13 protein-coding genes are annotated in these 14,342 nt (G+C 67.0%); 9 read left to right on the top strand and 4 right to left on the bottom strand.

All coding sequences use genetic code 11. From position 1 onward, the window contains the following. Positions 1-76: 76 nt before the first annotated feature. Complete coding sequence (locus tag ACVT6V_RS27735) at positions 77-685, bottom strand: TetR/AcrR family transcriptional regulator (protein WP_489897267.1); 609 nt, start codon at positions 683-685, stop codon at positions 77-79. Continuing rightward, positions 678-1,925 carry a cytochrome P450 gene (locus tag ACVT6V_RS27730; protein WP_489897266.1) on the bottom strand — a complete coding sequence of 416 codons (1,248 nt, stop codon included), beginning with the start codon at positions 1,923-1,925 and terminating at the stop codon, positions 678-680. The genes ACVT6V_RS27735 and ACVT6V_RS27730 overlap by 8 nt, the downstream gene beginning before the upstream one ends. A 279-nt stretch (positions 1,926-2,204) precedes the next feature. Here ACVT6V_RS27730 and mshA point away from each other — a divergent pair, with 279 nt between their 5' ends. The 3 genes from mshA (at position 2,205) to ACVT6V_RS27715 (ending at position 6,072) form a co-directional block, all read left to right on the top strand. Then, positions 2,205-3,554: a D-inositol-3-phosphate glycosyltransferase gene (gene mshA / locus ACVT6V_RS27725; protein WP_489897265.1), complete on the top strand. Its 1,350-nt coding sequence runs from the start codon at positions 2,205-2,207 to the stop codon at positions 3,552-3,554. A gap of 97 nt (positions 3,555-3,651) precedes the next feature. Continuing rightward, positions 3,652-4,266: a type III secretion system chaperone family protein gene (locus tag ACVT6V_RS27720; RefSeq protein ID WP_489897264.1), complete on the top strand. Its 615-nt coding sequence runs from the start codon at positions 3,652-3,654 to the stop codon at positions 4,264-4,266. Positions 4,267-4,467: 201 nt separating this feature from the next. Then, the gene (locus tag ACVT6V_RS27715) at positions 4,468-6,072 is read left to right on the top strand and encodes an AMP-binding protein (protein ID WP_489897263.1); all 1,605 of its coding nucleotides are present in this window, start codon (positions 4,468-4,470) and stop codon (positions 6,070-6,072) included. A gap of 84 nt (positions 6,073-6,156) precedes the next feature. Here the strand turns inward: ACVT6V_RS27715 and ACVT6V_RS27710 are convergent, their stop codons facing one another. Next, positions 6,157-7,590, bottom strand: a complete 1,434-nt coding sequence (locus ACVT6V_RS27710) for an APC family permease (RefSeq protein WP_489897262.1) — start codon at positions 7,588-7,590, stop codon at positions 6,157-6,159. Positions 7,591-7,701: 111 nt separating this feature from the next. Between ACVT6V_RS27710 and ACVT6V_RS27705 the strand changes: the two genes are divergently transcribed. The 5 genes from ACVT6V_RS27705 (at position 7,702) to ACVT6V_RS27685 (ending at position 11,870) form a co-directional block, all read left to right on the top strand. Next, positions 7,702-8,361, top strand: coding sequence for a DUF1361 domain-containing protein (locus ACVT6V_RS27705; RefSeq protein ID WP_489897261.1), 660 nt, complete (start codon positions 7,702-7,704; stop codon positions 8,359-8,361). A 70-nt stretch (positions 8,362-8,431) separates the two neighbouring features. Beyond that, the gene (locus tag ACVT6V_RS27700) at positions 8,432-9,178 is read left to right on the top strand and encodes a phosphoglyceromutase (RefSeq protein WP_489897260.1); all 747 of its coding nucleotides are present in this window, start codon (positions 8,432-8,434) and stop codon (positions 9,176-9,178) included. Between the two features lie 76 nt (positions 9,179-9,254). After that, positions 9,255-9,608: a GNAT family N-acetyltransferase gene (locus tag ACVT6V_RS27695; protein ID WP_489897259.1), complete on the top strand. Its 354-nt coding sequence runs from the start codon at positions 9,255-9,257 to the stop codon at positions 9,606-9,608. A gap of 139 nt (positions 9,609-9,747) precedes the next feature. Continuing rightward, complete coding sequence (locus tag ACVT6V_RS27690; protein ID WP_489897258.1) at positions 9,748-11,187, top strand: sensor histidine kinase; 1,440 nt, start codon at positions 9,748-9,750, stop codon at positions 11,185-11,187. Continuing rightward, on the top strand, positions 11,184-11,870 hold the full coding sequence (locus tag ACVT6V_RS27685) for a winged helix-turn-helix domain-containing protein (protein ID WP_489897257.1): 687 nt from the start codon (positions 11,184-11,186) through the stop codon (positions 11,868-11,870). The genes ACVT6V_RS27690 and ACVT6V_RS27685 overlap by 4 nt, the downstream gene beginning before the upstream one ends. A 475-nt stretch (positions 11,871-12,345) precedes the next feature. Here ACVT6V_RS27685 and ACVT6V_RS27680 read toward each other — a convergent pair whose 3' ends face one another. Continuing rightward, positions 12,346-13,173, bottom strand: a complete 828-nt coding sequence (locus tag ACVT6V_RS27680) for a DUF3109 family protein (protein ID WP_489901043.1) — start codon at positions 13,171-13,173, stop codon at positions 12,346-12,348. Positions 13,174-13,334: 161 nt separating this feature from the next. Between ACVT6V_RS27680 and ACVT6V_RS27675 the strand changes: the two genes are divergently transcribed. Next, positions 13,335-14,324 carry a Ppx/GppA family phosphatase gene (locus tag ACVT6V_RS27675; protein ID WP_489897256.1) on the top strand — a complete coding sequence of 330 codons (990 nt, stop codon included), beginning with the start codon at positions 13,335-13,337 and terminating at the stop codon, positions 14,322-14,324. The last annotated feature ends 18 nt before the right edge of the window (positions 14,325-14,342 follow it).

Genomic DNA, 14,342 nt, shown 5'->3' with positions numbered 1-14,342 from the left:
AATCGTTTCCGAAAGCAGTGTAGGGCACCGGCGTGATGAGCCGAAATCTCCGCCCTCGGCGGCGTCGGGTTCGAGCTCAGGACGGGCCGAGTACCACCGGGACCACGAACCGCTCCAGGAGCTTCCGCTCGTCGTCGGCCGACGCTCCGGGACTCGTCAGCAGCGACACGATGACGCGGACCAGCCAGCGCGCCCGGTCGCTCGGGTCCGGCGCGTTCGGCGCGATCTCGCCCAGGAGGCCGACGGTGATCTGTTCGATCGCCGGTGACAGCAGCGCGAGATCGCTGGCCTGCCCGGCGGTGTTCGGCGCGAACCAGGCCGAGAGCGCCGGATTCGACCGGACCCCACTCACGGCCGTCATGACCGCGTCCACCAGACGCGCGCCCGGGTCGGACCGGTGTCGCACCGATGCCGACACCACGGCGCCCAGTTCGGCCGCCGAACGATCGACGTAGGCGGCGAGCACCTCGGCCTTGCCCGGGTAGTACCGGTACAGCGTGGCGCGGGAACACCCGACCGCGGCGGCCAGTCCGCGCATCGTCACCGCCGGCACCCCGTGCTCGACGAACAGTTCCTCGGCGACGTCGAGGATGCGCTGGGCACCGAGTTCGGCGCGCTCGGGCCCCAGCCAGTCGGCGGATCTCGGCGCCGGGTCCGCTCCCGCAGAGGGCGCTGCGTCAGACATGGAACGGGACATAGGTGGGGCGCCGCACATAGTTGCCGTCGGCCCACTCGATGCCGTCGACATCCACCGTGAACTCGGGATGCCGTGCGAGCAGCTCGGTGAGTGCGACCCGGGCCTGCATCCGTGCGGCGGCCGCGCCCAGGCAGTGATGGTTGCCGTGGCTGAACGTGAGGATGTTCCGCGGCCGTCGGGTGACGTCGAGGTCGTCGGCATCGGGACCGAACGCCGCCGGGTCGCGGTTGGCCGAGGCGTAGCTGAGCAGCACCTTGCGGCCGGCCGGGATGGTGACCGGACCGTCGGGGCAGTCGGTGTAGACGACATCGCGGGTCGTCGTGCGCGCCAAACCCTGGACCGGGGACGTGAGCCGGAGTAGTTCGTCGACGGCCCCGGCGATCAGGCCGGGCTCGGCGACGAGGCGCCGGCGTTGGTCGGGGAATCGATGCAGCAGGGCTACGCTGCCGCCGAGCATGCCGGTGGTGGTGTCGTTGCCGCCGGCGACCATCGTGAACGTGAACGCCAGGATCGACAGCAGTCCGCGCGGGTCGTCGGGGTCGTCGGCCAGCCCGGCCGCGACGAGTTGCGAGACGGTGTCCTCGGCCGGGTGGGACCTGCGGAACTCGATGAGTTCGGTGAAGTAGGCGAGCATCTCCATCGTCGCGGCGCCGGCCGACTGTGCGGCCGCGGCCATCCCGCCGATGCCCGACGTCGCGCCGACGACCGCCTGCGTCCAGCCGTCGAACCGGGCCCGGTCCTCCTCGGGGACACCGAGGTAGTGGGCGACGACCATGCTGGGCAGCGGCTTGAACAGCTCGCCGACGATGTCGGCCGGACCGTCGGCGGACAGGCGCTCGAGACGATCGACGACGAACTCGCGGACCTTCGGTTCGACCTCGACGACCTGCCGCGGGGTGAACCCGCGCGCCACGAGTTTGCGGAACTCCGTGTGGGTCGGCGGGTCCTGCATGACCATCGGCGGATGGTCGGCCATGCCGATGGCCTCCAGTTCGCCGTAGGTGACCGTCAGCCCGTGTGTGGAGGAGAAAGTCTGCGCGTCGTTCGCCGCGGCCAGCACGTCGGCGTGGCGGGTGAGCACCCAGAAGTCGGCATCCGGATCGCCCGGCGGTCGGACCCGGTGAACGGGTGAGTGCCTGCGTAGTGCCGCATACATCGGATAGGGGTCAGCCCACGTCGGTCCCGAGCGCAGTTCGAAGACGGCGCGCTCGGACACATCTGTCGTCATGTTGTGATGGTGAGACACTTTTGGGTAAGTGTCAATCACGTCGGCTTGTGTTCGGGCGCCCTTCGTGACGCATCCTCGCGAGCTCGGAGGCTCCTCAGGGGGCGGATGGCACGCATCCTCGCAGGCTCGGAGGCTCCTCAGGGGGCAGGTAGGTCGCGAGCTCGGAGGCTTCTCCGGGAGCGGGGGTGGAAGTCGCTCCGCGGCGAACACCTGGCGACGTTCGTGCACCTCGCGAAGGGCGGGGACGGTGCGGTCGGCGACTTTCTCTAAGCTGGTGGGATGACCAGTTCCCCGATGCCGCGGCGCGTCGCACTCGTCTCCGTGCACACGTCACCGCTGGCCCAGCCGGGAACCGGCGACGCCGGTGGCATGAACGTGTACGTGTGGCAGACCGCGACGCGCCTCGCCCGACGCGGTGTGGAGGTGGAGATCTTCACGCGCGCCACGTCGTCGTCGGACGCGCCGGTCGTCGACGCGGCGCCCGGAGTGACCGTCCGCAACGTCGTGGCGGGCCCCTTCGAGGGCCTCGACAAACGCGACCTGCCGGCCCAGCTGTGTGCCTTCACCGCAGGCGTACTGCGTGCCGAGGCGATGCACAAACCCGGCTACTACGACCTGATCCATTCGCATTATTGGCTGTCGGGTCAGGTCGGCTGGCTGGCGCGCGATCGTTGGGGTGTGCCGCTGGTGCACACGGCGCACACGCTGGCGGCGGTGAAGAACGCGTCACTGGCCAAGGGCGACACCGCCGAACCGATGCTGCGGGTCATCGGCGAGCAGCAGGTCGTCGACGAGGCTGACCGTATGGTGGTCAACACCGAAACCGAAGCGAGCGAGCTGGTTTCGATGTACAACGCCGATCGGTCGCGCATCGACGTGGTGACCCCCGGGGCGGATCTCGACGTCTACTCGCCGGGGTCGCGGGAGGCGGCACGTGCCGAGCTCGGACTGCGACCCGACGAGACCGTGCTGACCTTCGTCGGCCGCATTCAGCCACTCAAGGCTCCCGACGTCCTGCTGGCTGCCGCCGCCCCGATCATCGAGCGATCCCGACGTGACGGTCGCCCGTTGCGGGTGCTGATCGTCGGCGGTCCGTCGGGATCCGGGCTCGCGCAGCCGACCGCGCTGATCGACCTGGCCGACGAACTCGGTATCTCCGATTCGGTCACCTTCTTGCCGCCGCAGCCGTCCGATCGGCTCGCACAGGTGTACCGCGCGTCGGATCTGGTTGCGGTACCGAGCTACTCGGAGAGCTTCGGCCTGGTCGCCATCGAGGCCCAGGCGTGCGGGACCCCGGTGGTGGCCGCCGACGTCGGTGGACTCAGTGTGGCAGTGGCCGATGGTCGCACCGGTGTGCTCGTCGACGGCCACGACGTGGAGGACTGGACCGACGCCCTCGCCGGGATTCTCGCGCAACCCGACCGGCTGGCCGCGATGCGGGGCAACGCCCGCGCCCATGCCGAGCAGTTCTCCTGGGAGCACACCTCGACTCGACTGCTGAACAGCTACGCGGAGGCGATGCAGTCATTCGCGGCGCGCAATCCGGGCGCCGTCGGTGCCGCGTCGGTTCGTCGCGCGTCGCGACGGTGGCGTCGGCGCCGTCCGAGGGTGATCGTCGGTCAGGGCTGACCGGCGTTCGGACCAGCGACACTCCAACAGACAGCGACACTCCACCAGACAGCGACACTCCACCAGACAGTGACACTCCAACAGGCAAGGTGATCGGGTGAATCAGACCGAGATCGTCGAACTGCTCGAGTCAACGCTGAACGAGCGCGAGATCTCGTTCAGCCGCAAGGACTCCGGAGGTGCGCAGGCCGATCATCTCGTGCTCGAACTCCCCGGTGAGCGCAAGCTGAAGACCGTCGTGCTGCTGACTGCGGGCCCGCACGGTGTGCGTGTCGAGGCATTCGTCTGCCGGCGTCCCGACGAGAACCATGAAGGCGTCTACCGCTACCTGCTGCGACGCAACCGGCGGCTCTACGGCGTCGCCTACACCATCGACAACACCGGCGACATCTACCTGGTGGGCCGGATCTCCGCGGATGCGATCGGCGCCGACGAGATCGATCGCGTGCTTGGCCAAGTGCTCGAGGCGGCCGACGGCGACTTCAACACACTTCTCGAGATCGGCTTCCTGACGTCGATCCAACGAGAGTGGGCGTGGCGGGTGTCGCGCGGCGAATCGCTGCGCAATCTGCTCGCGTTCGAGCACCTCATCGACAAGGAGTCGCTGCCCGAACCCGGTGAGCCGCTGCCGGACCGATACGTACCGGGGGAGACCACGTCGTTGGATGCCGCCGGGGACGGGTCGGGCACAAGCTTTTCCGACGACGACTGACTGACCGGTTCCTCGGGTACGACCGGTCACCGATGGGGTGGCACATGTCACACCTGATCGGGCGCCGTCGTAGAGTTGTGCGGTGCCGGACGTCGGACCTCCCGGTCCGCCGAAACCGGACTATGCGGACATTGCGCGCCGGACCGACCGTGACAACGAATGTTGTTACGATTACGTCCGGTATTCCCCAACGGAGGTGTCATGAGTTTCCAGAGCCCCTTTCCCGACGTCGAGATCCCGAACCTGAGCGTCTATGACTTCCTGTTCGGTTCGATAGCCGACGAGGACCTCGCCCGCGTCGCCCTGGTGGACCCGAAGACCGGCGACGAGACGACGTATGGGCGGCTGATCGGCCAGATCGACGCTGCGGCGGGAGCCTTGGCGGCGCGGGGGATCGCCGTCGGCGACGTGGTGGGCATCCTCTCGCCGAACATCCCGGCATTCGCCACCGTCTTCCACGGCATCCTGCGGGCCGGCGGCACGGCGACGACGATCAACGCGCTGTTCACTGCGCCGGAGATCGCCAAGCAGCTCAAGGACTCGCAGGCGAAGATGCTCGTCACGATCTCACCGATGGCCGAGCAGGCCGCGATCGCGGCGAAGGAAGTCGGGATCGCCGACGAGAACCTGATCATCCTGGACGGCGACGGTGAGCAACAGTCCGGGCATCCGAACGCCGTCGACCTCCTCGGACCCAACCTGCCGGCTCCGGACGTCACCATCGACCCGGCCACACATGTCGCGGCCCTGCCCTACAGCTCCGGCACCACCGGCAATCCAAAGGGTGTCGCGCTCAGTCACCGCAACCTGGTGGCCAACGTCGCCCAGATCAAACCTCTGCAGGGCATGGGCGCCGACGACGTCGTGATCGCGGTGCTGCCGTTCTTCCACATCTACGGGATGACCGTGCTGCTCAACGCGGCGCTGTACAACCGGGGGCGGCTGGTGATCATGCCACGCTTCGACCTTCCCGAGTTCCTCGAGAACATCCAGAATCAGAAGGTCACGACCGCCTTCATCGCGCCGCCGGTCGCGGTCGCGCTCGCCAAGCATCCGATCATCGACAACTACGACCTGTCCTCGCTCGAGGTCATGATGTCGGGCGCGGCGCCTCTCGACGACGAGCTCGGCAAGGCGGTCGCCAAGCGACTCGATCTGCACATGCTGCAGGGCTACGGCATGAGTGAACTGTCCCCGGTCAGTCACCTGATACCGATCGACACCAAGGCCGTATTGGGTTACGACGAACCGCCGCTGTCGTCGACCGGTTGGGCGATCCCGAACACCGAGAACAAGCTCGTCGACCCGGCCACCGGTGACGAGATCGGTCTGCCGGCCGAGGGCCTGTCCGAGCCCGGAGAGCTCTGGGTGAAGGGTCCCAACGTCATGCTGGGCTACCTGAACAACGAGCAGGCCACGGCCGACACCATCGACGCCGACGGGTACCTGCACACCGGCGACATGGCGCGGGTGGACCCGACCGGCTGCGTCTACATCGTCGACCGGCTCAAGGAGCTGATCAAGTACAAGGGCTATCAGGTCCCGCCGGCCGAGCTCGAAGCGCTCCTGCTGACCAATCCGAAGATCGCCGACACCGCCGTCATCGGTGTCAATGACGCCGACGGGGAGGAGATCCCGAAGGCGTTCGTCGTCAAGCAACCCGACGCGGAACTGACCGAGGACGAGGTGATCGAGTTCGTCGCGGCAAAGGTGGCGCCGCACAAGAAGGTTCGCGCGGTCGAGTTCATCGACGCCATTCCGAAGTCGGCCTCGGGCAAGATCCTGCGGAAAGACCTGCGCAAGTAAGAGTTCACCCGGAGATGTCGACCCGGCGATGAAGCGGATCGTGCCGGAAACCGGCACGATCCGCTTCATCTGTCCCGAGTTCGGTCAGTTCACGTCTTCGAGGTGCCGGTCCCCGGCGATGTGACGGCGCCGTTGATGCCAATAGGTGATGGCCCACAGGATCACGCCGAGGAGCAGGAGCCAGCCGGCGATCACGTACTGCTCCGGGTCGCGGCCGGTGACCGGCAACGTCAAGTAGCCACATGTCACGGCGCCGAGCACGGCGACCGGTGTCCAGGTGCGGAAATGATTGTGCTGCACCGGCTTGCGGCGAAGCGCCAACACCGAGATGTTCACCACGGTGAACACGGCCAGGAGTAGCAGTGCGGTGGTGCCGCCGAGCAGGCCGACCACCGAGCTCTCCGGATCCGCGCTGACGTACACCAGCAGGCACAGGGCGATGACGGTGGTGAAGATGATCGCCGCGACCGGTGTCCGACGACCCGGATGCACGTAGGAGAGGAACGTCGGCAGCACTCCCTGCTTGGACATGCCGTAGAGCAACCGACTGGCCATCATCATGTTGATGAGTGCGGTGTTGGCGACCGCGAACATCGAGATCCAGGGCAGTAGTTCGCCGATCGGGAAGTCGGGGGCCGCGGCCTGGACCACGTCGACCAGCGGGGTCTCACTCTCGGCGAGGACGCCGACCGGAACGATCGCCACCGCGCAGATCGAGATCAGCACGTACACCACCGCGGTGATCGCCAGGCCGCTGAGCATCACCTTGGGGAAGATGCGGACCGGCTCCTTGCACTCCTCGGCCATGTTCACCGAGTCCTCGAATCCGACGAGCGCGAAGAACGCCAGTGACGTCGCCGCCGTGATGGCGATGAAGACGTTCTTGTCGTCGGGGGTCTCGAAGGCCACCACCGCATCCCAGTGCTCGGCGTTGCCGCCGACGATGAACCAGTAGCCGATGAAGATCACCATCAGCAGGCCCGACAGCTCGACCAGGGTCAGCACGACGTTGGTGCCCACGCCCTCGGCGACGCCGCGGAAGTTGATGAACATGACCACCAGCAGGAAGGCGATCGCGAAGAAGAGCAGCGCCGGACTGGCGGTGTCGGGCTTGTCGCCGCCGCTGAACGCGGTCAGCATGTTGACCGCGAACGCGCGAGACGCCGTCGTGGCCGATGTGATGCCCGAGCACATCACCGTGAACAGCACGATGAACGTGATGAAATGCACCCCGAATGCTTTGTGGACATAGAGCGCAGCGCCCGCGGCTTGCGGATATTTCGTCACCAGTTCGAGATAGGAGAAAGCGGTCAGCGTGGCCACGACGAACGCGATCAGGAAAGGCAGCCAGGCGGCACCGCCGACCTCGCCGGCCACCTGACCGGTGAGCGCGTAAACGCCGGTGCCCAGGATATCGCCGATGATGAAGAGCAGGAGTAACTTCCACCCGAGTACACGTTTGAGTTCAGGCTCGGGAGTGTCGGTGCCGGTGGCGCCGGCATCTGCGCTGGCGGTCATGACAGTGAAGTTAGACCCGTTTTGTCCGATTCGCGGGTCATTGATCGCACGTCGACGGGTTCGTGACCTCATCGTGCGTCTCGATTCCGCGCCGCCGGGCAGACTGGTCCGATGACCCACGTGCACCGGGTGGTGCTCGCTGTCGCTTTGCTCGCGACGACCGCGCTCACCGTCGTGCTCGGCATCACCGATCCGGCATCACCGGAGTTCTACCCGACCCGGTTCCTGGTGTGGAACCTCTTCCTCGCCTGGTTGCCGATGATCTTCGCGCTCGGCTTCATCGCTGTCCGGCAACGAATCTGGCTGATCCCTCTCGGTCTCGGCTGGCTGGCCTTCCTGCCCAACGCGCCCTACCTGGTGACCGATCTCGTCCATCTGGCCGACGGCTACGACCTCTGGCGGCATGTGCTGCAGTACGGATTCGCCGCGTGGACGGGAATCATCCTCGGTGTGGTGTCGATGCTGATGGTGCATCGGCGGGTGGAGCGCGAGGTGGGTCCGGCCGCCGGGTGGGCGACCGTGATCGTCTCGGTGGGGTTGTGTGCGATCGGCATCGTGATCGGCCGTTTCCAGCGATGGAACTCCTGGGATCTGGTGACCCGGCCCGACGCCGTGGTGGCGTCCGCCCTGGAATGGGTGCGCTCTCCGTTCGCCCAGGTCGAATCCACCGGAGTGGCAATGGCTGTCGCCGCGTTCTTCGGTCTCGCCTATCTGACGGTGTGGGCGATCGGCGGCTCGACCGGTCGCTCCGGTGCGCGCCCGGATCGGTAGCCGCAAAGTCGGCGCCGCGGATGGGCCCGACGCCGAGACCGGCGCGGTCCCATGTGGGAAACTGACTGCCATGAGCAACGGCACCCTGATTCTGATGCGGCACGGCGAGAGCGAGTGGAATGCGTCCAACCAGTTCACCGGCTGGGTCGACGTGGCGCTCACCGAGAAGGGCGAAGCCGAGGCGGTGCGCGCCGGTGAACTCCTCATCGAGCACGACCTGTTGCCCGACATCCTGTACACATCTGTGCTGCGTCGGGCGATCCAGACAGCCCAGATCGCCCTCGATCGGTGCGATCGGCACTGGATTCCGGTGAAGCGGGACTGGCGGCTCAACGAACGGCACTACGGCAAGCTCCAGGGTCTGAACAAGACCGAGATCAAGGAAGAGTTCGGTGACGAGCAGTTCATGCTGTGGCGTCGCAGCTACGACACCCCGCCGCCGCCGATCGACCCCGACGCGGAGTACAGCCAGTCCAAGGACCCGCGGTACGCCGATCTGGCCGAGGTGCCCCTGACCGAGTGCCTCAAGGACGTCGTCGAACGCATGGTGCCGTATTTCCTCGACACCATCGCGGCCGACATCAAGGCAGGCAAGACGGTGCTGATCGCGGCTCACGGCAATTCTCTGCGTGCGCTCGTCAAGTACCTCGACGAGATCTCCGACGCCGACATCGCCGAACTGAACATCCCCACCGGCAACCCGTTGCGTTACGACCTCGACGACGACCTGAAGCCCCTCAACCCAGGCGGCACCTACCTCGACCCGGAAGCGGCGGCGGCCGGTGCCGCGGCCGTGGCGGCGCAGGGCCAGAAGTGAGCGAGAGCTCGTCTGTGAGCAGCCGTAATGAAAACTTCATGGTCCCGATGATGTGCGGCGCGCTACATTGGATGCCATGGCGAATGTCGGGACTCTCCGGATCAACCATTCCCCAGCTCAGGAGCGTTACGAAGCAATTCTGAGCCCGGGCCCCGCCGCAGACGCGACCGGCCAAGGGGATTACGGCAACGACGACGAACGGGTTGTCGGCTATCTCGACTATGTCTCTGAGCCGTATCAGGTGGTGTTGACGCACACCGTGATCCACGAACAGTTCAGTGGTCATGGATATGCCGGTGAGCTGGTCAAGGTGGTGCTCGACGACATCCGTGACACCGGCAAGCAGGTGGTGCCGGTGTGCTCGTATGTGCAGCGGTTCATCGCCCAGCATCCGGAGTATGCGGACATGGCGGTGCCGGTTCCGCAGTGAGCTCGGTGACGGCGGTCACCGGCCCGGATTAGCACTGTCGCGACAGTGGCGCGTGGGCTTGATCGAACAGTGCGTGAACAGCGGCCGAACAGTGACGATGGATGTGCGAAAGGCGTTCGTCGCGCCGTAAGCTGCGATGGTGACCGTTGCACTGCTATTCGCGGCGATCGCCATTGCATTGGTCGGTGGGGTCCTGCTGGGACTCAATCGACACGTGCGTGGCTGGGTCGAGCGGGCGATGCGTCGGTCCGGTACCGACGCATCCGGCTCCGACTCTGTCGCCGTGACCGAAGTCGTGGAGCAGCGGCCGATCACCGCCAACGCACCCCGAGAGGTGGCCGACACCGCCCGGCTCCGCGACTCCGACGTGTCGCTGACCACCGACGACGGCCGGATGACCAAGGCCGGGTTGCTCAGCCTCATCGTGCGTAACAGCGAGAATGCGGTGGCGGTCGTGGACCGCTTCCGCGACGTCGTGCTCTACAACAGCCAGGCCGTCGAGCTCGGGGTGGTGCGTGATCGCCTTCTGGCCGACGAGGTCTGGGATGCGGCAAAAGAGGTCCTCGACACCGCTGTGGAATCGCGCTTCGAATTCAGCCCCCCGCAGTCGGCTCTGGGTTTCGTCTCCACCGGGCGTGCGACGGCCCGCCACGTCGAATCGGTCCGCTGCCTGGTGCGTCTGGTGGCCCACGAGGACGAGCGGTACGCCGTCGTCTATGGCACCGACGACACCGAACACCGCCGCGTGGAGGCGACCCGTCGCGACTTCGTCGCCAATGTCTCCCATGAACTGAAGACCCCGGTCGGCGCGATCGGTCTACTGACCGAGGCGCTGCTGGAATCGTCGGATGACGAGGAATCGGTCCAGCATTTCGGCCGTCGGGTGCTCACCGAGGCCGATCGCCTGGGCAACATGGTCAGCGAGCTCATCGCGCTGTCACGGTTGCAGGGCGGGGAGACGCCGGCATTCACCACCGTCGACATCGACGAACTCATCTCCGAGGCCATCGACACCGCGACCACGACGGCCGAGGCCGCCTCGATCACGCTGCAGGCGGATGAACCCACCGGGCTGACGGTGCGCGGTGACCGGATGCTGTTGCTGACCGCGATCAGCAATCTCGTCGTCAACGCGATCGCCTATTCGCCTGCCGGCACCACCGTCTCCATCAGTCGTCGGATCACTCCGATCGACGGCCGTCCGATGGTCGCGATCGCCGTGACCGACCGCGGCATCGGCATCGCCGCGGATGACCAGGAGCGGGTGTTCGAACGTTTCTTCCGGGTGGACAAGGCGCGGTCGCGGCTGACCGGCGGCACCGGCCTGGGTCTGGCCATCGTCAAGCACGTCGCGGCCAATCACGGCGGGTCGATCGGCCTGTGGAGCAAGCCCGGCACGGGATCGACCTTCACTCTGTGCATTCCGCAGGATCTGACCGTCGACGTCGTCGAGTCCGGCGATTTCCCCAGTCTGGCCGCCGATCCTGCCGAGTCGCGCGAAACCGCAGTTTCCCCCCAGACCATTGATCCGGTGCGACGCACCGATCATCCATACGCGAAAGAGGAAATGCATCGGTGACCCACGTACTGATCGTCGAGGACGAGGAATCTCTGGCCGACCCGTTGGCCTTCCTGCTCCGCAAGGAGGGATTCGAGGCCAGCGTCGTCAACGACGGCGCGCACGCGCTCACGGTGTTCGACCGGGTGAGTCCCGACATCGTCCTGCTCGATCTGATGCTGCCGGGCATGTCCGGCACCGAGATCTGTAAGGCGCTGCGCGCTCGCTCCGGGGTTCCGGTGATCATGGTGACGGCCCGCGACAGTGAGATCGACAAGGTCGTGGGCCTCGAACTCGGCGCCGACGACTATGTGACCAAGCCCTACTCGGCGCGTGAGCTCATCGCGCGCATCCGCGCGGTGCTGCGGCGCGGTGGCGAGACCGGTGAGGAGGAACTCGCGATCGGCGTGATCGAGGAGGGGCCGGTCCGCATGGATGTGGAACGCCACACCGTCGCCGTCAACGGCGAGGCGATCACCCTGCCACTCAAGGAGTTCGACCTTCTCGAGTATCTGCTTCGCAACGCCGGCCGGGTGCTGACCCGGGGTCAGCTCATCGATCGGGTCTGGGGCGCCGACTACGTCGGGGACACCAAGACCCTCGACGTCCACGTCAAGCGGTTGCGCTCCAAGATCGAACCCGATCCGAGCAACCCGAAGCATCTCGTCACCGTCCGCGGCCTGGGCTACAAGTTCGAGCCGTAGAGGCCCGACGCTGGTTTCTTGCCGATGCGCCAGGGACCGGGCATGGAGCTCGCAGGCAACTCGACCACCGGTCCCTGAGGAGCGAGCTTGCGAGCGTCACGAAGGGCGCCCCTTCGTGACGCTTCCTCGCAGGCTCGGAGGCTCCTCAGGGAGCGGCGGGCAGGGCTCGCAGGTTCTGAGGTTGATCGGGGGGCGGGTGCAGGGCTCGCAGGCAACTCGACCACCGGTCCCTGAGGTCGTAGGCAACTCGACCACCGGTCCCTGAGGTCGTAGGCAACTCGACCACCGGTCCCTGAGGAGCGAGCTTGCGAGCGTCACGAAGGGCGCCCTTCGTGACGCTTCCTCGCAGGCTCGGAGGGTCCTCAGGGAGCGGCGGGCAGGGCTCGCAGGCTCCTCAGGGAGCGGGTGAGCTCGGAGGCTCCTCAGGGGGCGGGGGCAGCTCGCTGGCTCCTCAGGAACCGGGGAAGCGAGGCCCTCACTCCTCGATCAGATTGTATTTCTGATCCGTTTCGCGCCTGGTCGTGGCGGCGGCCGTCGCGGGGTGAATGGCGATGAGGCCCAAGCCGTTTCGGCGGCGGCAGGCCGCGGCCAGGGCGTCGTAGGCCGGCTTGCCGATCAGTTCGGTGAGCTCCGGGGCGTAGGACTCCCACACCTGCGTGGCGCCGACGTGAGCGTCGGGGGAGCCCGAGCAGTACCACTTGAGGTCGTGGCCACCCTCGCCCCAACCACGGCGGTCGTATTCGGTGATCGTGGTCCGCAGCACCTCGGTGCCGTCGGGGCGTTCCACCCAGTCCTGTTCGCGGCGGATCGGCAGCTGCCAGCACACCTCGGGTTTGACGGTCAAGGGTTCGAGTCCGCGCCGCAGTGCCATCGAGTGCAGGGCGCAGCCGGGGCCGCCGGCGAAACCCGGACGGTTCAAGAAGATGCAGGCTCCCTTGTGCTTTCGGGTCTTGAGTGCCGGTTCGTCGTCGAGGTCACTCTCCTCGAGGTAGCCACGTGGCCCGAGCGGGTCCTTGCCCGATCCCTTCTTGTAGAACTGCCAGTCGTCCTCGGTGAGCATCGCCATGGCCTTGGCCAGGTTCTTGCGGTCGTCCTTGTCGGAGAGGTACGCACCGTGGCTGCAGCAGCCGTCGTCCTCGCGGCCCTCGATGATGCCCTGGCAGGCCGGGGTGCCGAAGACACACGTCCAGTAGGAGAGCAGCCACGTCATATCGGCTCGGATCACCTGATCGGGATCGTCCGGATCCGCGAACTCATACCACTCGCGCGGAAAATCCAGATCGACCTCGGGTGCGGGGGTCATCCGCTTGCGCGCCGGCGCGGAGGCCTCGGTGCGCGATGCTTCGGTGCGTGTCACATATCAACGGTAACCGCCGTCGACGATCTCCGGCGGTCTCGGGCGGGTCGGCCGGATTTCCCCGCCGGGTCCCGGGCCTCAGGGCCGACGCAGTAGGGTTTGAGAGCGTGCGTCTAGGAGTGCTCGACGTGGGCAGCAACACGGTCCACCTGCTGGTGGTCGATGCCCATCGCGGTGGCCATCCCACCCCCATGAGTTCCACCAAATCAGTCCTTCGGCTCGCCGAGCAGATCGACGACCGCGGGCGCCTGTCCGACCGTGCGGCCGCCAAGCTCATCGAGTCGGTCGACGAGTTCACCCACATCGCCTCCACATCGGGCTGTGAACAGATCATGGCGTTCGCGACGTCGGCGGTGCGGGATGCGAGCAACAGCGACGAGGTGCTCGCCGAGGTCGCGGACAAGACCGGAGTCGCGGTGACGGTCCTGACCGGCCCCGACGAGGCGCGCCTGACCTCGCTGGCCGTGCGGCGCTGGAACGGCTGGAGCGCCGGCCGCATCCTCGCCCTCGACATCGGTGGCGGATCGCTCGAGATGTCCAACGGCGTCGACGAGGAGCCGGATGTCGCGCTGTCATTGCCGCTGGGCGCCGGCCGACTCACCCGGGAATGGTTGCCCGGCGACCCGCCCGATCGCCGTCGGGTGTCGGTGCTGCGCGACTGGCTCGACGCGGAGCTGCGACCCGCGGCGAAAGAACTGCTCGCGCCGGGCAAACCCGATCTCGCGGTCGGGACGTCGAAGACCTTCCGCAGCCTCGCCCGCCTGACCGGCGCCGCGCCGTCGAGCGCAGGCCCGCGAGTGAAACGCCAGCTCACCTCGAGCGGTCTGCGTCAGCTGATCTCGTTCATCTCCCGGATGACCCGTGACGACCGTGCCGAACTCGAAGGCGTCAGCGCCGATCGAGCCGGTCAGCTGGTGGCGGGAGCGCTCGTCGCCGAGGCGGCCATGCGAGCGATGTCAGTCGATACACTTGAGATCTGTCCGTGGGCGCTGCGTGAGGGGGTCATCCTGCGGCGGCTCGACGCCGAGCCGGTGCAGGTGGGGGCCCGCGGCACCGAGACGCGGGGAACCGCGGTGGCGGATCTCGGCGTTGGCTGATCGGTGCGCCGGTCCGTC

It is taken from the genome of Gordonia sp. LMA167 (assembly GCF_058130025.1).
The sequence above is the reverse complement of the archived record's forward strand: the minus strand, read 5'-3'. Positions and strand labels throughout refer to the sequence as shown.